This window comes from Streptomyces sp. NPDC058534 (genome assembly GCF_042717365.1).
Classification (GTDB): domain Bacteria; phylum Actinomycetota; class Actinomycetes; order Streptomycetales; family Streptomycetaceae; genus Streptomyces.
Map to the genome: position 1 here is coordinate 45,698 of NZ_JBHXNW010000032.1, position 19,265 is coordinate 64,962.

Annotated in this window: 21 protein-coding genes; 13 read left to right on the forward strand and 8 right to left on the reverse strand. The window is 68.9% G+C overall.

Going from position 1 to position 19,265, the window contains the following annotated elements:
* Positions 1-20: 20 nt before the first annotated feature.
* From ACFWR9_RS20780 to ACFWR9_RS20805, 6 genes are all read right to left on the reverse strand, one after another.
* Positions 21-1,640: a DEAD/DEAH box helicase gene (locus tag ACFWR9_RS20780; RefSeq protein WP_383844168.1), complete on the reverse strand. Its 1,620-nt coding sequence runs from the start codon at positions 1,638-1,640 to the stop codon at positions 21-23.
* Positions 1,641-1,998: 358 nt separating this feature from the next.
* Entirely contained in the window at positions 1,999-4,656 is a 2,658-nt protein-coding gene (locus ACFWR9_RS20785; protein ID WP_383844171.1) for a bifunctional DNA primase/polymerase, read from the reverse strand.
* Complete coding sequence (locus ACFWR9_RS20790) at positions 4,653-4,931, reverse strand: hypothetical protein (protein ID WP_383844174.1); 279 nt, start codon at positions 4,929-4,931, stop codon at positions 4,653-4,655. Before ACFWR9_RS20790 ends, ACFWR9_RS20785 begins: the two co-directional genes overlap by 4 nt.
* Complete coding sequence (locus ACFWR9_RS20795) at positions 4,928-5,416, reverse strand: hypothetical protein (protein WP_383844177.1); 489 nt, start codon at positions 5,414-5,416, stop codon at positions 4,928-4,930. Before ACFWR9_RS20795 ends, ACFWR9_RS20790 begins: the two co-directional genes overlap by 4 nt.
* A 16-nt stretch (positions 5,417-5,432) precedes the next feature.
* Positions 5,433-5,744 carry a helix-turn-helix domain-containing protein gene (locus ACFWR9_RS20800; protein WP_383844180.1) on the reverse strand — a complete coding sequence of 104 codons (312 nt, stop codon included), beginning with the start codon at positions 5,742-5,744 and terminating at the stop codon, positions 5,433-5,435.
* Complete coding sequence (locus tag ACFWR9_RS20805; RefSeq protein ID WP_383844182.1) at positions 5,741-6,034, reverse strand: helix-turn-helix domain-containing protein; 294 nt, start codon at positions 6,032-6,034, stop codon at positions 5,741-5,743. Before ACFWR9_RS20805 ends, ACFWR9_RS20800 begins: the two co-directional genes overlap by 4 nt.
* A gap of 288 nt (positions 6,035-6,322) precedes the next feature.
* Here ACFWR9_RS20805 and ACFWR9_RS20810 point away from each other — a divergent pair, with 288 nt between their 5' ends.
* From ACFWR9_RS20810 to ACFWR9_RS20825, 4 genes are all read left to right on the forward strand, one after another.
* A complete protein-coding gene (locus tag ACFWR9_RS20810) occupies positions 6,323-6,742 on the forward strand; it encodes a helix-turn-helix domain-containing protein (RefSeq protein WP_383844185.1) in 420 nt (139 codons plus the stop codon).
* Positions 6,743-6,908: 166 nt separating this feature from the next.
* The gene (locus tag ACFWR9_RS20815; protein WP_383844188.1) at positions 6,909-7,133 is read left to right on the forward strand and encodes a hypothetical protein; all 225 of its coding nucleotides are present in this window, start codon (positions 6,909-6,911) and stop codon (positions 7,131-7,133) included.
* A gap of 5 nt (positions 7,134-7,138) precedes the next feature.
* On the forward strand, positions 7,139-8,788 hold the full coding sequence (gene xerC / locus ACFWR9_RS20820; protein ID WP_383844190.1) for a tyrosine recombinase XerC: 1,650 nt from the start codon (positions 7,139-7,141) through the stop codon (positions 8,786-8,788).
* A gap of 740 nt (positions 8,789-9,528) precedes the next feature.
* Positions 9,529-9,732 carry a transposase gene (locus ACFWR9_RS20825; RefSeq protein ID WP_383844193.1) on the forward strand — a complete coding sequence of 68 codons (204 nt, stop codon included), beginning with the start codon at positions 9,529-9,531 and terminating at the stop codon, positions 9,730-9,732.
* 27 nt (positions 9,733-9,759) lie between these two features.
* On the opposite strand, the gene ACFWR9_RS20830 is transcribed toward ACFWR9_RS20825, so the two are convergent.
* Entirely contained in the window at positions 9,760-11,046 is a 1,287-nt protein-coding gene (locus tag ACFWR9_RS20830) for a hypothetical protein (RefSeq protein WP_383844196.1), read from the reverse strand.
* A 1,448-nt stretch (positions 11,047-12,494) separates the two neighbouring features.
* On the opposite strand from ACFWR9_RS20830, the gene ACFWR9_RS20835 reads away from it, so the two are divergent.
* The 5 genes from ACFWR9_RS20835 (at position 12,495) to ACFWR9_RS20855 (ending at position 17,389) form a co-directional block, all read left to right on the forward strand.
* On the forward strand, positions 12,495-13,205 hold the full coding sequence (locus tag ACFWR9_RS20835; protein WP_383844199.1) for an ABC transporter ATP-binding protein: 711 nt from the start codon (positions 12,495-12,497) through the stop codon (positions 13,203-13,205).
* A gap of 89 nt (positions 13,206-13,294) precedes the next feature.
* Complete coding sequence (locus ACFWR9_RS20840; protein WP_383844202.1) at positions 13,295-15,451, forward strand: ABC transporter permease; 2,157 nt, start codon at positions 13,295-13,297, stop codon at positions 15,449-15,451.
* Positions 15,452-15,829: 378 nt separating this feature from the next.
* Complete coding sequence (locus ACFWR9_RS20845; protein WP_383844205.1) at positions 15,830-16,198, forward strand: hypothetical protein; 369 nt, start codon at positions 15,830-15,832, stop codon at positions 16,196-16,198.
* A 23-nt stretch (positions 16,199-16,221) separates the two neighbouring features.
* Entirely contained in the window at positions 16,222-16,590 is a 369-nt protein-coding gene (locus ACFWR9_RS20850; protein ID WP_383844208.1) for a hypothetical protein, read from the forward strand.
* A gap of 79 nt (positions 16,591-16,669) precedes the next feature.
* Positions 16,670-17,389, forward strand: a complete 720-nt coding sequence (locus ACFWR9_RS20855; protein ID WP_383844210.1) for a hypothetical protein — start codon at positions 16,670-16,672, stop codon at positions 17,387-17,389.
* Positions 17,390-17,395: 6 nt separating this feature from the next.
* Here ACFWR9_RS20855 and ACFWR9_RS20860 read toward each other — a convergent pair whose 3' ends face one another.
* The gene (locus ACFWR9_RS20860) at positions 17,396-17,671 is read right to left on the reverse strand and encodes a GntR family transcriptional regulator (protein WP_383844214.1); all 276 of its coding nucleotides are present in this window, start codon (positions 17,669-17,671) and stop codon (positions 17,396-17,398) included.
* A 166-nt stretch (positions 17,672-17,837) separates the two neighbouring features.
* Here ACFWR9_RS20860 and ACFWR9_RS20865 point away from each other — a divergent pair, with 166 nt between their 5' ends.
* The 4 genes from ACFWR9_RS20865 to ACFWR9_RS20880 all read left to right on the forward strand — a co-directional run bounded on the left by ACFWR9_RS20865 (position 17,838) and on the right by ACFWR9_RS20880 (position 19,265).
* Complete coding sequence (locus ACFWR9_RS20865) at positions 17,838-18,161, forward strand: hypothetical protein (RefSeq protein WP_383844217.1); 324 nt, start codon at positions 17,838-17,840, stop codon at positions 18,159-18,161.
* Positions 18,161-18,472, forward strand: a complete 312-nt coding sequence (locus tag ACFWR9_RS20870) for a hypothetical protein (protein WP_383844220.1) — start codon at positions 18,161-18,163, stop codon at positions 18,470-18,472. The genes ACFWR9_RS20865 and ACFWR9_RS20870 overlap by 1 nt, the downstream gene beginning before the upstream one ends.
* A gap of 125 nt (positions 18,473-18,597) precedes the next feature.
* The gene (locus ACFWR9_RS20875; protein ID WP_383844223.1) at positions 18,598-18,945 is read left to right on the forward strand and encodes a DUF6247 family protein; all 348 of its coding nucleotides are present in this window, start codon (positions 18,598-18,600) and stop codon (positions 18,943-18,945) included.
* On the forward strand, positions 18,942-19,265 hold the full coding sequence (locus ACFWR9_RS20880; protein WP_383844226.1) for a hypothetical protein: 324 nt from the start codon (positions 18,942-18,944) through the stop codon (positions 19,263-19,265). Before ACFWR9_RS20875 ends, ACFWR9_RS20880 begins: the two co-directional genes overlap by 4 nt.

Here is a 19,265-nt window from a genome sequence, read left to right on the forward strand (position 1 = left end):
TTAAGGGCAGGCCCGGACCGTTACGCGGCGGTGGGAAGAATGAGCTGGCCCAGGACGCGGCCCACGCGGTCCTGGTCGATCAGGTCGGCGACGTCGCCCGCTGTGCTCCCGCGCGGCACCGAGATGCCGAGGCGTCGGCAGAGCCCCAGCTGCTTCGGGCTCGGCTGGTTCGACCGCCAGCGGGCCTGACGCGCGACGAACGCACCGGGCGCCAGGACCTTGGCCTGCTGCTCCAGCCACGCCAGCGCCTCGGGCAGCGACCGGACGATGTCGTCCTTGGGCCCGTGGGCGCCGTCCGCCTCGGTCCAGCGGCGCGTCCGGTACAGCCGGGTCCCGGGGTCGCGCTGCAGGAACAGAAACATGGCGCCCGTCAGGCGGATGAACCACGTGCCGTCCGCCGTGCGCAGCCACCGGATCGCCGACGAGCCGAACAGGTTGATCTCCTCGGCCTCGACCCGGGCGGCCAGCGTCCGGCGTTTCTCGGCGGCCGCGGCCTCTTCGGCGACCTCCCGCAGCGTCTTGCCCTCCCCGGCCTGCCCGACCTCTCGCGCGGTCAGATCGACCATGCTCGCGAGCTTGTGGCGGGTAGAGGCGCCCATGACGTCCAGCAGCAGCGCGTCGGACTTCCCGGGCGCCGGACGCAGCGCGCGGCCGGCCATCTGCACGTACAGGCTCGCCGACTTGGTGGGGCGGGCGATCACGGCGCAGCTGGTGTGCGGCGCGTCGAACCCCTCAGTGAGCACCATGCAGTTGGTGAGCACCTGCACGTCCCCGGCCGCGTACCGAGCGAGCGCCGCGCGCCGCTCCTCGCGGCCCATGTCGCCCCACACCGGGGCCGCGGTGATCCCGGCGGCCTCCAACGCGGCGGCGGCGGCCTGGGCGGTGGCGACGGTCGGTGTGAAGACGACGCCCGGCCGGTCGGCCGCGTGGTCGACGTAGGCCTTGGCGATGGCGTCCAGGGCACCCGAGTCTTCCAGTGCCCGGCCCAGCTGTCCGTCGACCAGATCGCCGCCGCGGGTGCGGACCTTGTCGAGGTTGAGCGTGTCGACTGTGATGCGCTTGCCGCGGACGTCGCACAGGTAGCCGTCGCCGATCATGTCGAGAATGTCGAGACGGAACACGACGTCTTCCCAGACTTCGGCGAGGCCGCCGTCCTCGCGGTGCATGGTCGCGGTGAAGCCGGCCACCGGCACGTCGCGCCAGGCGCCGAAATGTTCGAGGACTTCCATGTAGGTGCGGGCGGCCGCGTGGTGGCACTCGTCCACGATGACCAGGCCGATGTCGCGGATGGCCTCGCGGCGCCGCGGTACGGCCAGGGTCTGGACGCTGGCCACGATCACGTCGGCGTCGTGGTGCTGGTCCCGCTCGGCCTTGACGATGCCGACGCGCAGCATGGGGTCGACGGCCAGGAGCTTGGCGGCGGCCTGCTCGATCAGTTCCTCGCGGTGCGCGATTACGAGGACGCGGCGGCCGTTGAGGCTGTCGAGCATCTGATGCGCCAGGTGGGAGAACACCACGGTCTTGCCCGCGCCGGTCGGGAGGACGACGGCGAGCCGGTTGTGGCCGGCGGCCCATCCGGTGCGCAGGGCCTCGATGGCGTCGACCTGGTAGGGCCTGGGCTTGAAGGCGGTCATGGTCATGGTCACCTCGGTTCGGTTGCTGGGGCTTTGCGGGGAGTGCGGGGAGTGCGGGGAGTGGCTGCGGGGAGTCGCGTGCGACTCCACAGCCGGTCTGATCAGTGGTTTTGCGGGGATGCGGGGACTTGCGGGGACTTGGGAAATCCCTTGATGTCGGAGGCCGTCAGAACCGATCCGTTACGACGTGCGGCACGCGTGTTGTGCGATGCATGTGCGCCGTGCGCGCCATAGGGGAGGTGCTGGCAGGTCCCCGCAGGTCCCCGCGTCCCCGCGTCCCCGCAGGTCGGGCCAGGTGCGGGGAGTGTCGCAACTCCCCGCAGAGGTCCCCGCAGAGTCCCCGCACTCCCCGCAACACGGCTGGTCACGACTCGTGCCCTCCGGTGCCGCGGTCGGCGTGGACCTCGACGCGCCACAGGTTCTGTTTCCGGTGGCTGTCGACGACCATCACGACCTTGTGGGTGCCGAAGTAGCGGCCCTGACGTGCCTTCAGCCAGATGCCCAGCTGGTTGGCGCTCGGCGGCTCGTCGCCCTTGCGCGGCACGTGGTTGGGCAGTCCCTTGATGACGGCACCGGTGGCCAAGGGCTCGCCGCCGTAGGTCTCGCGCCACATCTCTAGGAAGAGCGCCCACTCCTGGGTCTCGTCGTCCTGGTCGCGGGCCTCGTGGCGGTCGGCCATCCAGCCCTCGACGCCGAGGAAGTCGAGCAGGCCGGCCATGAGGCTGGCCCACTCGCTGTAGTCCCCCTTACGGACACGGACTCGGGGCGCCCCCGCGGCGACCCAGGCTCGGACGAGAGTGACCAGGGCGGCGACCAACGTGGAGGCGTTCGCGCGCAGCCACGGCCGGAGGTCGCCGACGGTGAAGTTGTCGCGCTGGTCGGGGTCGGGGCAGTCGGGGTCCAGGCGGACCCAGAGGACGCGGCGCCCGTTGTCCCCGCCGGTGCGCAGCGCGTTGCCGGTGACGATCCACAGCCGGTCGTTGGGCATCGTCACCTTCGACGTGGCGCCCAGGACGCGGTCTCCCCACACCTCGGACGTCAGCAGAGCCGACAGGACCGGGCTCTTGATGACGTAGCCGTTGGGGAGGTTGTCGAGGACGACGACGGGCTGCCCGGTGCCGTACAGCTGCGTGGTGATGCTCTTCCGCAGCTCGGTGTCGTTCTCGGGCCAGGCTGTGTCGGCGATGCCGTAGGCGTGCCGGAAGATGTCTTTCAGCAGCGACTTGCCGGACCCTGCCGCGGTCGCGGTGAGCACGAACATCGGCGTCGGTCCGTGGAAGTACGGGCGCAGGATCGGCGTCAGCAGTGCGCCGAGGTAGTGCGCGCGGTCGCTGGCCGCGACCCAGGGGAAGTCGGGCAGAACCTGGTCGAGAACGATGCCCTTGGCCCTGTCGAGACTGTCGCGGGTCACCTGTGGGGCGAGGCGGCGCAGCGGCACCCGGGGCTCCAGGTACAGGCCGGTTGCCCGGTCGTAGCCGAGGGAGTCGAGCAGGGTGCCGTCGGGCCGGATCACGGGTGACGTGACGACGCCGCGCAGGATCGGCAATGGCCAGTCCTTCCGACCGAGGATGGTCGAGCAGCTCTTGGGCATGAGTAGCTCGCGCTCTTCCTCCATCTGCTCCGTGAGCGGATTCCGCTTCAGCGTGAAGCTGGAGACGTAGTCAGCGAGGTACGCCCGCAGGTTGTCGCTGCCCAGCTGCTGCACCACGGGGTCGTCGTTGTCGTCTCGGTACACCCAGCAGGGACCGCCGGACCGCTTGTAGAGGTCGGGCAGGCGGCCGTCGGCCATGAGCTGCAGAACACCGTCGATGCCGTCGGCCTCGTTCGTGATGTCCAGCTCGGGGCGGGAGGAGACGGAGCGAAGCTGCGGCCCCCCCTCGAACCCCTCCTCGGGCTCGGGCGCGTGATCGGAGTCGAGGGCGGACGACCCGTCGGCGTAGTGCTGGGACTGCGCGGGCACGGAGGACAGGCGCCGGCGGGGCGGCTCGGAACCGTAGCCCTGGCGGCGCAGGTCGGCGGCCGCGACCTTGAAGTTCCCCCCGTGGTTCAGCGCGGCGTAGGCGCCGAACTTGGTGTATGGCGTGTCCGCCTGCAGTTCCGAGCCGGTCGTGAACACCCACAGCCGGTCGTGCTCCGGGTCGCGCCCGGTGGTGGCCTTGACCCCGCCGACGCCGTCAGCCCACCCCCAGTAGGTGGTGGACCCACGGGTGATCCGGGGGCGGAAGACACCGCTCAGGATCTCGGCCCAGTCCGCGCGGGCCTCGAAGTCCTCGCCAGGGCGTACACCGCCCTCGGGCAGCGGCTGCTGCGGCTTGGGCGCGGTCTTCGGCGACTCAGGCTTGGGCAGGGAGTCCAGCATGTGGCAGACGTCGCGGATCCCCTGCCACATCTCGACGTCCAGCGTCGGGATGGTGGCCGGTCCGCCATCGAGGCGGACGTAGGCGTTCCCGGACGCGTGGACGGCGCCGCCAGATGGCTCTACCAGGCCGTATCCGCCCTGGCCGCGGGTCTCGATCTGCACACGGATGATGCGGGCGCCCGGCTTCTCACGGAGCCGTTGCCGCTCTTCCTCGGTGTACTCGTCTTCCCGGGCGAGCCTGCTGGCCAGCTTCGTGTTCCCGGGGACGTCGGCGCCCTCGACGCGTACGCGGTAGTGGCGTCCGCCGGACGGGGACTCGGTGGCCCAGCCGGTGAGTACCTGCGTCCAGTACTCGCCGAGCCCGGAGGCCTCCATGATCTCGGTGACCTCGTCCAGCAGGCCCTCACGCACGGCGTGGCCCTCGAACTCGATCATCTCGACGTTCCCGGAGACGGCGCCGTAGACCACGGCGACACCGGCCGGGCGGCCTACGCCGAACCAGGCGTCGTGCTCGTCGGGGGTGGACCGCTCCAGCTTGTACGGGGTCCAGGAGCGGACGGACGGCGCCTTGCTGCCGTCGGCCTTGATGGGCAGGACGCACAGGCCAGCGTCGTGCAGCTCGCGGGCGGCGGCCCGGAGTTCGGTGGGCTGTGAGTCGGTCAACGGGTGCTCCCGTGGTACTTGGTCAGGTGGTAGGCCTTGATCCCGGCGACGAACGCGGCGACACCGCCTGGCCCGCGCGGGGCGGGCTGTCCGTCCTCGCCCCGCACGCGGTCGCTCGCGCAGATCGGCCCTTCCAGTCGGTGCGGGCAGTCGGGGCGCAGGCACTCGTACCTGGCTCGCTGCCCGTCCAGGTCGACGAACAGGGCGCCCTCGAAGGGCGGTGGGGCGGCCGCGCCGTCCGGCGTGTCGCGGGCGCGCGCGGCGGTGCTGCTCATGGGCGGGCCTTGCTGGTGCGCGCGTGCCAGGCGTCGACGTTTTCGACGTGGCCGGCGGCGACGGAGGCCTGGAAGTCGCGGGCCCGCTGCTCGTCGCGCTCGCGTTCGCCGACGGCGGTGCGCAGCTGCGTCAAGGTGTCCGTGGCGCGCTGTCCACGGGGGACGATGGCCAGGTGGGCGGGCCAGAACACGACGGTCTCGGTGACCGTTCCGTCCTCGGTCGATTCCTTGCTGGCGCGGTGCAGTTGGAGGCCTTGCTGGCGGGCCAGGGCGAGGGCGTCGGCGGCGGCGAGGCCTTCCAGGACCCGGTCGAAGACGGCGCGCGGGTCACCGGTCTCGCGGATCATGTCGGCGATGCCGTCGAGCATGCGCTGGTAGGCCGGGGACGGGCTGTCGGCGCGGAGACCGTCGATGCGGTCCAGGGCCTGTGCGACGTCCGGGGTGTGGCTGGCCGCTGCTGTCGCGGTCGTGGGAATGTGCTCCATGAGCGGACCCCGTTCTCTACTTGCTGGTGGTGGCGGGCTGCTCGGTAGGCGCCCCCGGCTGGACCCCGGGGGCGTCGTCGTTGGTGGCCGCTGCCGACTGGACCTCGGCGGCGACGAACTCGGCGAGGCCTAGGTAGGCGAGGAGTTCCGCCTTGCGGACGCGGAAGGCCCGGCCGAAGCGCACGACCTCGATGGGGAACTCGCCATCGCGGATCAGCTGGTAGCCGAGCGTCTCGCCGATGTTGAGAGCGGCGAACGCCTCCAGCGCGGAGGGCATGGCGGGCAGGCAGGCGACCTGCGCCGGTGTCAGGGGGGCCGCGGTCGTCATGCGACCACCTGCTGCGCAGGAATCAGGGCCCGGCCGGCGCGCTCCATGGGGATGAAGAGCACGAGCAGGTCCACGCCGAGCCGGGCGGCGATCGCCTTGGCCTTGTGCTCGGGGATGGCGCGCTGCGTGCCGGACATCAGCCCGCCGATGGTGCCGTGGGAGACGCCGGCGGCGGCGGCCAGTTCGCGTGTGGTGACGGCACCGCCGGTGCCGGTGCGCTCCATGAGCATCTTGAGCCGGTCGCCGCTGGCGACGGCGTACATGGTGGGTGGTGCGGGGGTTGCGGACATGCGTCGTTCACCTCATGGGACGTTTCATTCATCGCACTGAATGGCGATGGGTAGAGCATCACATGAGCTGAACGGGATGTCCAGCCTGTTGAATGTAAGTGGGGGTTGCGTCGAGATCTGGCCAATGGCCGAGGCGCGGACTGGCGGAGTCGGCCAAGGTGCTGAACAATCCGTCCAGTGAGTGGAATGAACGCACCGACTGACCTGCACGTACGTCTCAGTAGCCCCACGCGCACACCTGAACGATCCGTGCGAAACCGTGTCCCCAGGAGTGACAGGATGAGCCCCATGGCTGCGAACGACGAACAGAGCAGAGAGCACGGGCGCGAGCCTGAACGGCGTACGCAATTCGCGGACTTGATCCGGCGGCGTCGTTCAGAGTTGAACGAGAGTCTCGACACCTTTGCGAAGAAGGCCATCGACCCCGTATCCGGTGTGCGAGTCACCCGTGGCTGGATCTATCGCCTTGAGACCGGGGAGCCGGTGACGCCTCCGGTGTACGAGGAGCTATGCGCCCTGGCCCAAGCGTGTGACCTTCCAGTCGAGCAGCTACAGGATGCGGCTGGCCAGCAGTTCCATGGGGTTGATCCGCTGAAGAGCGGTTCCACCGAGGCCACGGCCTACGTGCGGAAACTCGACCGCGTGCCGGCCGATCAGAGGGAGCGGCTGTTGCGGCTCATCGACACGCTGGTACCCCCAGAAGAGTGAAAACCCGGAAGCGCGCGTTCCCCTAGGGTTTACTCTCTGTGAGTACGTGAAGCAGGGCGTAGAGATTTGGGCCCTGCGGTGCGATCATGTGTGAACGCATTTGGCCTCCAAATGCACAGGTCCAAGCGCGCGTTCGAACGTATGCCCGAATCGTGGGGGAGGCTGCATGGAGTCACAACAGCAGTGCTGGCTGGTCTGGAGCGACGATCTGCCGGACGGCGAAGTCGTCGTGCCGGTCAAGACCAAGGACGGGCTCGCTCTCGCCTGCCGCCCTGGAGGGATGACGGAGCAGATGTTCGACGACCTCAACGCGGTTGCGAAGCATCTGATCGGTGTCGGCATCGTGTCCATCAACGACAATGGCGAGAAGCCGCCTGAGCGGAAGGAGTAGACCAGATGCCGTCAGCACGCGGGGCCGGGAGCGTCTACCGCCGGTGTGAGTGCCGCGCTGACGACGGCAAGCTGCTGGGCAGCAAGTGCCCGAAGCTGAAGCGCAAGAACCACGGCGCCGTCGCGCTCCGCCAGGAGCTGCCACCGGACGCGGACGGAAAACGCCGGACCTTCCGGCGTACCGGGTACGACGGAGTCACCAAGGCCCAGGGCGACCTCTCCCGCCTGCAAGCCATCCTCCAACTGCCCGGCGACGACGAGACCGAGCAGCAGCGCGTAGGTGACCTGCTCGCGGACGTGTCGAAACGCCGCGTTGCCATCCCCCAGGCCGTTGAAGTACAGCGGCGCCTCGGCGTGGGCATCTCCCTCGATGGCACCACCACCGTGGGCGAGTGGCTCGACCGGTGGATGGCCAGCAAGAAGACCAGGCCGACGACGAACGCCGGCTACTCCTCGCACATCCGAGTGCACCTGCGACCCCGCCTTGGGCACTACCGGCTCGACCGACTGAACGTCGGCCAAGTCCAGGAGATGTTCGACGCCATCGCCGACGAATCCGACGTGATCCGCGCGGAGAATACGGCCCGACGCGAGCAAGAGCAGCGAGCGAAGTGGACGAAGCCAGGCAGGCCGCCGACCGCCGAGCGGGAGCGCTTGGCCGCTGAGCGCGCAAGGCTGGCCGAGATGAAGCCGTACCGCAAGACGAACGGACCGGCCACACGGCACGCGATCCGCCGCACGCTACGGACGGCACTCAACGCGGCCATCGCTCAACAGCTCATCACCTTCAACGCCGCCGCCCACGTCGAGCTGGGCACCAGCGCGCGCCCCAAGGGCCTGCTGTGGACGGCCGAGCGGATCGAACGCTGGCGGGCGACCGGTGAGCGTCCCAGCCCTGTGATGGTGTGGAGCCCCGAGCAGCTCGGCGCGTTCCTGGACGTCGCCGAGGACAGCCACCTGTACGCCTTCTACCACCTGGTGGCCCACCACGGCCTCCGCCGAGGCGAGGGCGTCGGCGCGGACTGGGCGAACGTGTACCTCGACAGCAGGCCCGCGCGAATCGACGTGCTCACCGAGATCGTGGTGGAGGGCTGGACGCCCGTTGAGACGGCCCCCAAGACGGACAGCAGCATGGCATCCGTGACGCTCGACCGTGGGACCGTGGCGGTGCTACGCGAGCACCGTGCGCGCCAGGACGGTGAGCGGGAGGCCGCGGGGGCGAAGTGGACCGAGACGGGGAAGGTTTTCACCACCGAGACCGGCGCCTGGCTCCACCCCGACGTCGTAAGCAAGGAGTTCCGGCGCCTCGTCGAACTGGCCGACCTGCCACCCATCAACCTGCGCGACCTCCGTCACGGCGCAGCCGCCCTGGTGAAGGCCGGCGGCGGCGACATCGACGACGCCAGCAAGAAGCTGCGGCACTCCACGATCGTGCTCACCGCCGACACCTACATGGCCCTCTTCCAGGAGTACGAGGAAGAGCTGACGGAAGCGGCCGCCGCCGCCGTGCCGCGCGCTCGGCGTTCGCGTGACGCGGCCCCTGCCACGGGTTCTGTGCCACGGCAGGGGCCGGTCGCGTCGCAGCCAGATGCAGACGCTGATGTTGACGAGTCCACGGTACCGGCGGGCACTGACAACGAGGGCGGGAAGACGTAAAATCGGAGCACGGGCAAAGGGCCTCTGACCTGCGGGTCGGGGGCCCTTTCTGCTGGCCCCGTGCTGGCCCGAAGGCCACGTAAGAGCGCGACACGAGACGGCACGAGATGCGGTGAAGGGTGCACGGTAAACGACCGCTAAACGCCCCTGACCTGCGGTGGACGGTACGGCGAGGCGCAGCACGGTACGCGGCGGTACGATGCGACATGAGGGCTCATCAGACTTTTAATCCATTGGTTGTGGGTTCGAGTCCCACAGGGCCTACCACTCGCAGGCAGGGCTATATGCCCTCTGACCTGCTAGGCAGCGTCCGAGTCGACTCCAGTCGGCTCGGGCGCTGCGTCGTTGTCGGGTTCTTGCTTGAGCGATGCGTGAGCGGATGCGCCCGTCTCCTGCGGACTCCCTGTCACTAGCTCGGACGATTCGGCAGCTGCCGGGCGGTACCGGGGGGACGAGCTTCACTGGCTTCTCTACGACCTCACGGTCCGGCTCAGGGAGCAGACTTGTGTAAGTGATCGAGGTCAGCGGTCAGCGTGATGGTGCAGTGCCGCAGGGTCTCCTTCACCGTGTGGATGTCGCCGCCGCCTCCCTGCGTGAGCGTTGCGAAGACGTGGCGTAGGTCCCGATGCGTGATGGGCAGAAGGTCCGTCGTGGCGAGGGTGCAGTGAAAGGCCCCCGAGACTGTTTCCGGCGACTTCGACCACCGCCGTCACCTGCCCCAATAGCCGGGCCAGCAGGCCTTGGACCGAACCACCTGCCAGTGGAGACCGTTCTACGCCACTCGGTCCGGCGTCGAAGGCACCATCTATGAGTTCACCAACGGCCACCAGGCCCGCCGCAGCTGTTACCACGGCTGCCGCACGCGACACGTGCAGCACGCACTGACCGGCATCGCGATCAACATGGAATGCCTCGCCCCGCGCGCAACTCGCCATCCCCACTGATCTCGACCATCCCGGTGGCTCGGTGGCTCAGCGTTGGTGGAGAGTGATGTCCATACCCTGGACGCTGACGTGGTACGTGGGGGAGAAACCTGCGTCGGTGAGGGCCTGTTCCTGGGAGGCCGCGATGTGGGTGGCGAACTTGCCGGAGCCGGGGGAGAGATGCCGGCAGGCTATACGCCAAACGCGGTTTGCCTCGGACAGGCGCTGTTCCAGCAGTGCTGGGCCTGCCGGAAGGTTGTTCACGCTGTCGCGCTCGGCGGCCGTCTGAGCGGTGCCCAGGTCGGGGAGGTGGGCGAAGATCTCCGGGTAGGCGGAGGCGATCAGGTCGCATCGGCCGCCGCTGAAGAGGACGCCGTCCCCAGGGGTGGCCTGGCTCTGCATGGTGGTGATCAGGGCCTTGGTGTCCCATGCACGACTGTCCTGCTGACGTATGGCCTGGTGGGACAGAGCAAAGGGGATGGCCAGCAGAAGGGCGAGCAGCAACTGCGCCGGTCGCGGAAGGGCGCCTAAGCACGCCGCGAGCAGCAGCGCCACGGCTGGCAGGCAGAAAAGCAGGTAGCGGTAGGCGAAGAGGGATTGATGGACGGATACCGCTATGAGGAGCAGCGTGGGCACTGCCAGCCAAGGCAGACCGACAGTGAGGACCAGAGGCGGAGCCTTGTGCCGGCGGGCTACGAGTAAGGCGACGGCGACTAGGGCCGTCGGGGGGAGCAGGAGAGTCAGGAGGTCGGGGAGGATGCCCTGGCCGGGAGAGAGTAGCCAGCTGAAGAAGTTGTACGGGGTTGAGATGGTGACGGGCGGTATCTCACCAACGGCGGAGCGCTGGGAGAAGCCGAGGACCAGTAGTGGAATGACGGCAGCGAGGCCCGCGGCCTGAGCAAGGAGCAGGCGTAAGACCACTCGATGGCTGGGACGTCGTAGAGCAATGGTGACCGCGTGGGCGGCCACCAGCAGCAAGCCCAGCACGTTGAACCAGCCCAGCAGGGCTATCAGCACGGCATATCCTGCAGGCCACCGGCGATTGCCACACATGATCTTCACCAGGGCGCCTGTGGCCAACACCGCCGCTGCCATGACGAAGGCGAATGAGCGGGCCTCCTGCGCGTACCGTGACGCGGTGGGTAGAACGGCGAGCAGCAGCCCGGCGTACAGGCCGAGGCGCTGACCACCTAGCAGTTGCCCCAGCCAAGAGAGACCGGCTGCTGCGACGGCCACCGCCATCACGGAGGGCAAGCGCATGGTGAAGACGCTGACTCCGGCTACCTGCCCCGTCAGGTGCATCAGGACGTAATGCAGGCCGTGCACCGCGTCCACCTGCCCCAGCATCTCAACTAGTTGCGGCCAGGGGCGCCGAGCCACGTCCATGGTGACGATCTCATCGGTCCACGTGGATGGGCCCGTGATCCCCCACAGGCCGAGGGCGAACCCGACGACCGCAGGCGCCCACGTAGCCACGCTTCTCCAGTCGGCATGACCTGAGGATGTGCCGGGGGCCACAGGTGCAGTGGGGTGAGGTGAGCTGACGGTCACTGATGCCGCCTTCGCCGGTGGTAGCCCCGCACAGAAGCGCGATGGAAGCAGGACGAACTGCCCGGACAGCGCCCAGGTAAGCGGTGAATGACGTCGGGTGTGAAGACGGTCAGCAAGGATGCACCCCCCATGTTTCCCACACTATGTGCAAGAACCATAAAGAGGGTGCGTAGCAACCCGTGGGTTCCCGTGCACGGAAGGGCAGAAAGGCTGAGACCCGGCCGAACTCGGGCAGGTTCGACAGGAAAATCCTGACCAGAATCTACGAGCCGGCGCCCTATTTCCATCGAATTGCGTGGGCGATGCGCGCGGGGGGCTGCGTGGCACAGCGTGGGACCGGTGCATGAAGGTTCGATGCAATAGGTGGTTGAACTGGGGAAGCAGGATCCGGCGGCAGAAGGAGTCGGCATGAGTCACGAGCTCGCCGACCTAGCCATTCTCCTATCAATCGAGATGGCGCTTTGGCTTGAAGTGGCTGATGGGCGGGCTGATTTCCGTGATTCGGACGTAAGCGCCATTTGAACGTGACCCAACTAACACGTGAACCGTTGGTTGCTGAGTGTGCGTAATGTGTGTGCGATTTTCACCGCATGTGCTCATTTTCCGCAGGTGATTTGGCGAACTGTGACGGAAGTGGAAAGCGGGCATCCGGTGTTTTGGATAGAAAAGGTTGAGGTTGGGCGGACGCGATGGCAGCGTGGCCAACCGGTCGCGATGAGTGATGCATTGCTGGTGGTGACCGCACATCTGACAGGCACAACAACGGGAGATACCGGGTCGGTAAGCAGAACTTTCGGCAAGATCCTGGTTGGCGGCGCCGCCGTGGCGGCGCTCACGGGGGTTGGTCCGGCGTTCGCCGGAGCCGGGGAGAGTCTGGACTCGAGCACCACAGGTGCGTCGGCGTGGAGCCACGGAACCAACGGTGCTGTGGCGGTCAAGGACACCAAGACGGACGGGGACGAGGTCTACACCCTGTACGACCGCCGGTACAACACGGGCTTCCGTATGAACAACGAAGGTGGCTCCGGGTCCACGACGTACTCCGCCCTCGACACGACCAACTACGTGCGCAAGGTGACCGCTTGCGTCAACCTCAACAACCCGGCGGGGGGGGGCCCGCCGCCCCCGCGCCGGGGGGGGGGGCTTTTTGCTTCAGTGGTGGGGGGGGGGCGCCCGCCCCCCCCCCCCCGCTACCGCATGTCGGGGGACAGGGCACGGTGAGGATGGGACAAGTGGGCACGGCACAGGGCGATGTGGCGGACGCGCGGCCAGTACTGGAGATAGCGGGCCTCAGCTACGTGATCGGTGGGCGGACGCTGTTCGACGGCCTCTCCCTGTCACTGGGGGCGGGTGAGTCGATCGCCGTGACCGGGCCCAGCGGCTCGGGGAAGAGCACACTTCTGTCGTGTGTGCTCGGTCTGATCAAGCCTGACGGCGGAGCGGTGGCCGTGACCGGCACACCCGTTACCGGCCTCCGGCATGCGAGGCTGGCCCGATTGCGGGCTCAGTCGATCGGTATGGTCTTCCAGTTCGGTGAGCTCCTCCCGGAACTCAGTCCCCTGGACAATGTGTACCTGGCTGCCCTTCTCGCCCGTGGCGGACGCGGTCGTGAGGCGCGGGAGCGGGCGCAGCGGCTTCTCGACGAGCTCGGAGTTCCGCGGGCTGCGACGAGTCAGGAGCTCTCCGGCGGAGAGCGGCAGCGTACGGCGGTGGCCCGCGCGCTCATCAACGAGCCGGCGTTGCTGCTGGCGGACGAGCCGACCGGTGCGCTGGACTCCGAGACCCGGGACAGGACCGCAGAATTGCTGTTCAACCTGCCGCGGCAGTATTCGTGCGGCCTGTTGGTGGTCACCCACGACCCGGCCATCGCCGCCCGTGCGGACCGCACGCTGCGCTTCTCGGCCGGGACCCTGGAGTCGGCCGCTGACCGTGGGGCGCAGTGATGGCCGGCGCGAGCACGGGCGGGTTGCCCCGCCGGCTCCTGGCGGTCGGGCGGGCTGCCGGTCGACGGGCGGAGGCGGGGGGCGTTCGCATGGTCGCCCTCGTTCTTGCCACTGCGGTCCTGTCCGTCACGTTGGCCGGCCTGGCGGCGGTCCACGCCGTGTATGCGGGCAAGGAGGAGCGTCGGGCGGCGAGAACCCCGGTGATCCAGGAGGACGCGCGCCAACAGGGGTCCACCGCCTGGCTGGTGGGCTCCGATTCGCTGGTGGGCGAACGGCGGTTCAGTGTCGTGTTCCTGGCCCCGCACGAGGGCGATGCTCCGCTGCCGCCGGGAGTGGAACGATGGCCGGCGCCCGGTCAGGCCGTGCTGTCGCCGGCCTTGCGGAAGGCGGGTGCGGCCGAGGGCATCGACCACCGCTACGGGGAACTGGCCGGCATCATTCAGCCGTCCGGCCTTGACGAGCCGACGGAGTGGCTCGCCTATGTCCGTCCCCGTGACGGCCTCAGCGGCAAACCGCCCAGCGATGTCGTCACCGGTTTCGGACCGGCGGTCGGCGGCCTGTTCGCGGACGGTCTGGAACCCGGCTCGGGGCGCATGGACGACAAAGCCGAGTGGATGTTCCTGGCTGCCGTGGCCGGCATGCTCGGCCTGCCGGGCCTTGCGCTGTTGCTGATCGCCGTACGTACGGGGGCTCACGCCCGTGACCGCAGGACCGCTCTGGTCGCAGCGCTCGGTGGCCGGCGGACGGATCGCGTCCTGGTGGCCCTCGGCGAAGCAGGGCCACCGGTCCTGTTCGGCGCGTTGCTCGGCGGAGCCGCCGTCGCCTGGGCCATGCTCGATGACCTCCACATCCCCTTCACCGGCTACGTCCTGCCTTCTGAGTATCTGCGGCAGGACGGGTGGTGGGTCGCCCTCGCACCCGTGGCCGGCCTTGTGGCGGTAGTTGCGGCTGTCGTCGTGGCCGAGCTCGCCCCGCGTCGGAGCGCCAAGGGAACGCGGCCCCACAGCCCGGTCGCCTCCGCCTGGCTGCCCCGCGTTGCCGCGCTGTTCCCCGTCACGTTTCTGGTTGCCGTGCGGGGGCCCGGCTTCGTCGGATCCGGCTCCGGACAGGGCACCCTCTTCGGCTGGGCAGGCATCGCGGGCACCGTCCTGACCCTGCCGGCGGCCATGGCGGTCGCCACCGCAGCTGCTGGGCGGCTCCTCACCCGCTGGGGACAGGCACACGGCCTGGCCGGGACTCTGGTGGCAGGGCGCCGCACCAGCACGTACCCGGGCAGCACCGCCCGGCTGGTCACCGGCATCACGGTAGCGCTGATCGTCTTCCTGCAAGCGGTCGCCTGGCAGGGGCTGTTCGGCGCACAGAGCACGGACGCGCAGCGCACCCTCGACCGCATCGGCAGGAGTGCGCTCACGGTCGGTGTCCGGGGCAAGGTGTCGGACGAGGACATGACCACGTTCATGAACCGCCTGCCGGACAACACCGAAGCCTTCCTCCTCGCGGGGCCGGGCAACGGCCCCGGTCCCATGAATCTCTACGGTGGCTGCCCGGCCCTGGCCGCCTTGCACCTTGACTGCCCCGCACCCACAGCCCGCATCAATGGGGTACCGCAAGACCCCAGGCTGCGGGAGCTGATCAGGTGGACGCCGCACGACGCGCTGGTGACGGAGGTCCACCGTACCGACCTTCGTGCGCTGGCCCACCGCGCCGCTGACTCCACCGAGGAGGCCCCCCTCGTGCTCGTACGCCGTGACGGGCATGCCGTTCCCGTCGCCGCTGTCAAGCAGCTGGCCCACCAGGTGTTCCCCCGCGGAGCGCGGGCCAGCGCTCCGGGGGAGGACGAGCTGACCGCTGGAACCCCCAACCGTGACCAGGGCCGTTGGATTACCTTGCTCGGTCTGATCGGCGTCGCGGTGCTCACCGTCACCGCAGGCCTCAGTGCCATGGCGGAGTTCCTGCGCCACGGCAAGGCACTGGCACCGCTGTCGGTACTGACCGGTGGACTCCGCGTCTTCCGCGCGAGTGCCGGATGGTCCGTCTTCGTGCCGCTCCTCCTGGCGGGACTTGCCGGGAGTGTTGTTGCGGCCGGCCTCGCGGACCCGGTCTCCACGAGCGACGAGTCCTTCCTCGCTCGGGAGCTGACCTTGTCGGCTGCGGCTACCGTCCTGGCCATCGGGGTTCTCATGTGGGTGTGGGCGACCATGGTCGCGGTGCGGCAGGCCCGCCGTTGGCGCCCACGCGGTGACTGACAGTCAGAACGACCAAGCTCGTCGAGCAGGAACGGCCGCTGGGCCGCCACCAACCGTGGTGACCGGCCCACCAGCTGAAGTCTCCAACGCGGGTTCACCGACCGCTTGGGCAGCCAACAGAGATCTCTCTGCGTGAGCGCTGCGTGAGCGGACCGGTAGGCACGAGTATGGACTCGATGTCACATGAACCGTAATCACACTACTCTGATCAGCGGAAACGAGACTCTACGGCAGCATGCGGCACTGACTGGGATGATCTCGGGGGCACTTTCGATCCATTGGTTGTGGGTTCGAGTCCCACAGGGCCTACCAGTCGGACCCCAGCTCACAGCATGAACGAGCTGGGGTCTTGCTCATGTGCGGATAGGGTCCTGCGACATGAGCTCAACACCGCCCGGAATACGCCGCGTCAGCCGGGTCACCCCGCGCCGTCTCGGCGCCGCCGCCGCGATCTACGGCGTGTTCGTCGCGGGCTGGTACCTGGGTCAGCCCGTCACTCCCGAATGCCACGTCGACCAGGCCGACCTCGACCGGATCGCCGAGAAGTACGAAACCGAGCCGTCCCCCACGCCGACGCCGTCGGCGTACCCGTCACGGTACGGCTTGGGGCCGGACCTGGCCCACATCCCGGGTGGGGGCGCCTACGCCACGCAACACCAGACGATCACCGCCTACGCCGTCTCCTGCACCAACGACACAAGCGAACGCCCCCGCATGCGAGCGTGGTTCGAGGGCCAATGGCAGTGAAGGAATGGCGCGGCACTCCCCGGGTGCCCGCATGGCTAACCCTGAGCCGCCTCGGCGCCGCCACCACGCTGTACGCGGTGTTCCTTGCCGGGTGGTGGCTGGGCCAGCCCGTGCGCTCCGACGGTTGCATCGAGGACCGGCGGGCGGACGGTCGCTCCGCACCGGTGGAACCAGCCGACCCCAGCCGCTACCTCGAGAACCTCGACCTGGGTCTCCTCGACTGGGCCGACGACATGGACGGCTACCGCGACGGCGAGTACGGCCCCAGCGACTACGGTTACGACCTGCAGGGCGGGTCCGAGGCGTACGTCACGTCCGGCCCTGCCTACGCTCCTTGCTCCTACAAGAAGCGCGCCCGTCTGCTCGCGTGGATCAACGGCGACTGGGGCTGACGACCTGGGCTGTGTCGTGCTTCACGCGAGCGTCCTACCCTGGGCGGAGAGTGCCGGCCGCCGGACACGGGGGAGCAGCATGGCCGACTACGAGCCCTTTCTCAGCAGGCGCGAACACCCTGCCCGGACCCTGCTCACCTCGTTGTGGGCCCTGATTCCCGTCCTGACGCTCGGGCTCGGGACGCTGCCGTTGATGATCCACGCGTCGGTGCGCATGAAGAGCTGGGCGCAGACGCTGGCCACGGTGCCCTACGTCGGGGCGAGTGCGCTGTACTTCACCTTCGACCCGGATGTGTCCGCCACGTACGAAGTCCTCTTCGGTGCGGGGATGTTCGTCAACATCCTCGGCGGGACCGGACACGCCTTCGGGATCAGGTCCAGGGTGTGGAGGAGCCGCGACGCCGAGCAGTTCCGTCCCTTGCAGGACCGGCAGCGCGCCCTGCTCGCCGCGCACCGCGACGAGCGCGCGGCGCGGGAGACGGCGCGTGCGATCGCCGTGTCCGACCAGCAGCGGGCCCTGGAACTGCGGATCGGCCGCGCGGACTTGCCCGACCGTGAGTTTCCCGACGGCGGTCTCGTCGACGTCAACAACGTGCCTGCTGACGTCCTGGTCCGGCTCCTGACCCTGTCGGGCGGCCAGGCCGCGGAGGCCGTACGGATGGTGAGGGTGGCCGGCGGCTTCGGGTCGGTCGACGACCTGTCGGTCACGATGGATCTGCCGCCGCGGCATCTGGACGCCGTAGCGGATCGGCTGATCTTTCTGCCGCCGCAGACGGAGACGGACGGTCGCGTCGGGTAGGGCGCGTCAGTCGGCGGTGCCTGAAGGGGGCGTTTCCGCGCGCACGAAGGTCCCCTTGATGGGCACGGTGAGGACCAGCCCTTGGTCGCGGAGATCGCGTACGGCCCGGCGGATGGTGTTGACAGCCACGCCGTACTGCTCAGCGAGGTCGCGTTCAGCTGGAAGACGGGCACCCACGGGCAGTCGTCCCGTCCGAATCTCCTCGGCGATGTGGTGCACGACCTGCAAGTACACGTAGACGTGGCTCGTCGGATCCGGTCTCCAGTCACGCTCGTCAGCCATGGCTGCACGCTAAGGCGCCGACTAGCAGCCAGCCACATACGGGTGCAACCGTATGCTTCCTATTGCTACCTAACGCGTCCTGCCGCAAGATAGAGTCACAGCACGCAAGACCCCGGCGGCCTGGCAGGGCCCCGGGGCGCGGCCAACGCTTGTAAGGAGCGTCAACATGCCCAACCCTATCCGCCGCCTTGCCCGCCGGCTGTCCCTTCTCTTCGGACCCGGTACCGGAACCCACCGCGCAGGCGCCCCCCGCCCCGTCCAGAGCGTCCCTCACCCCAGCGCCCCCACTCACCTCCCCCTCCACCACTCCCCCTACTGCCGTCACCTGCCCCTCGACGGCACCGCCTCCCGCCTCGTCCGCCCCTACCTCACCGCCCACGACCAGGAACAGGACCGCCGGCGGCACCGCCGCCTCGCCCTCGTGCTCGCCGCCGACTTCGGCATCGACCTCGATCAGCACGTCGTCGGCGCGCGGAAGGCGGCCGCCTGATGACGGCGTACACCGCGCTACGGCTCCTGCCCTGGCTGTCACCGGAAGGCAAGCCCTGCTTCCTCGCCCCCGGCGACGGGAGCGGGATCGTGTCGCGCCTCGCCGACGAGACGGAGGCCCGGCAACTCACCGAAGGGCTGGACGTGCTCCGCTCCGCCCGCCGTTTGCTGGACGACCCCGTGTCCCCGAACGCCGAGGTCCGCTACACCGCGATCCGGCTGACGGAGTGCCTCGCCGACGCGCTGAGGGTCGCGGAGTCCCGTGGCCGACGCCTGCCTGAGACCGGCGACGATGAGGGAGCGCGCCCATGAAGCCTCGTACCGCGAACCGGTCCCGGGTTCAAGGCCTGGCAATCGAGTGGCCCGCCCCAATTGCCGAGGCGGGCTATCGTCGGAGGCACGGTGCGCCGAAGGAGCACGAAGGAGTACATCCGGTCATGTCCGCACACGCCGCAGAACCCACGCCGGTCGTTCCTCCCATGCCCGAGCGGAATCCAAAGGCGTTGCGCGCTGCCATCGCCCAGTACGCTCCCCAACTGCTGCCCGACTTCGACGAGCACTGGAAGCGGGCGATCGCCGACACCTTCGACATCGGTCCTCTTCCCGCGTTCATGGCCCGCTGGTGGGCCGAGTACGCGATCGCTCGCGATCCGGAGCTCGACGCACACATGGCTGATCTCCACCACCGTGCGGCGGATTCCACCGACGTCGTCGAGGCCACGGCGCTGCTCGAAGAGGCCTCGAAGATTCGCCACCAGGTCCGGCAGACGGAGCCCGGCCAGTGACCGATGAGTTCCCGGGGCCGCCTTGGCAGTTGGACTGGCGGCTCGACGCCCTGGCGGACCGCGAAGCGCTGCCGGAGTCGGTCCGGGAGATGGTCGACGAGGCCCGTGCCGAACTGGTGACGGCCAGGGACCCGTTCTTCCGGGGAATCGACGCCGATGCGGACCTTCCGAAAACCATGTACGTCGAACCGGTACGGTCCACCGATCCCAAGGGCCCGCACATCCTGTTCTTCGACAACCATCGGGGATGGCTGGTCTATACCTTCGTTCCGCGCGTCGAGGATCCCCAGATCACCGTGGAAGAGGTCTTCTGGCAGTGA

What these genes read in the sequence shown, in the direction of transcription:
- ACFWR9_RS20780 (WP_383844168.1), bottom strand. Translation starts at nt 1,640, where the DNA reads ATGACCATGACCGCCTTCAAGCCCAGGCCCTACCAGGTCGACGCCATC.
- ACFWR9_RS20790 (WP_383844174.1), bottom strand. Translation starts at nt 4,931, where the DNA reads ATGAGCAGCACCGCCGCGCGCGCCCGCGACACGCCGGACGGCGCGGCC.
- ACFWR9_RS20795 (WP_383844177.1), bottom strand. Translation starts at nt 5,416, where the DNA reads ATGGAGCACATTCCCACGACCGCGACAGCAGCGGCCAGCCACACCCCG.
- ACFWR9_RS20800 (WP_383844180.1), bottom strand. Translation starts at nt 5,744, where the DNA reads ATGACGACCGCGGCCCCCCTGACACCGGCGCAGGTCGCCTGCCTGCCC.
- ACFWR9_RS20805 (WP_383844182.1), bottom strand. Translation starts at nt 6,034, where the DNA reads ATGTCCGCAACCCCCGCACCACCCACCATGTACGCCGTCGCCAGCGGC.
- ACFWR9_RS20810 (WP_383844185.1), top strand. Translation starts at nt 6,323, where the DNA reads ATGGCTGCGAACGACGAACAGAGCAGAGAGCACGGGCGCGAGCCTGAA.
- ACFWR9_RS20815 (WP_383844188.1), top strand. Translation starts at nt 6,909, where the DNA reads ATGGAGTCACAACAGCAGTGCTGGCTGGTCTGGAGCGACGATCTGCCG.
- xerC (WP_383844190.1), top strand. Translation starts at nt 7,139, where the DNA reads ATGCCGTCAGCACGCGGGGCCGGGAGCGTCTACCGCCGGTGTGAGTGC.
- ACFWR9_RS20840 (WP_383844202.1), top strand. Translation starts at nt 13,295, where the DNA reads ATGGTCGCCCTCGTTCTTGCCACTGCGGTCCTGTCCGTCACGTTGGCC.
- ACFWR9_RS20845 (WP_383844205.1), top strand. Translation starts at nt 15,830, where the DNA reads ATGAGCTCAACACCGCCCGGAATACGCCGCGTCAGCCGGGTCACCCCG.
- ACFWR9_RS20855 (WP_383844210.1), top strand. Translation starts at nt 16,670, where the DNA reads ATGGCCGACTACGAGCCCTTTCTCAGCAGGCGCGAACACCCTGCCCGG.
- ACFWR9_RS20860 (WP_383844214.1), bottom strand. Translation starts at nt 17,671, where the DNA reads ATGGCTGACGAGCGTGACTGGAGACCGGATCCGACGAGCCACGTCTAC.
- ACFWR9_RS20865 (WP_383844217.1), top strand. Translation starts at nt 17,838, where the DNA reads ATGCCCAACCCTATCCGCCGCCTTGCCCGCCGGCTGTCCCTTCTCTTC.
- ACFWR9_RS20870 (WP_383844220.1), top strand. Translation starts at nt 18,161, where the DNA reads ATGACGGCGTACACCGCGCTACGGCTCCTGCCCTGGCTGTCACCGGAA.
- ACFWR9_RS20875 (WP_383844223.1), top strand. Translation starts at nt 18,598, where the DNA reads ATGTCCGCACACGCCGCAGAACCCACGCCGGTCGTTCCTCCCATGCCC.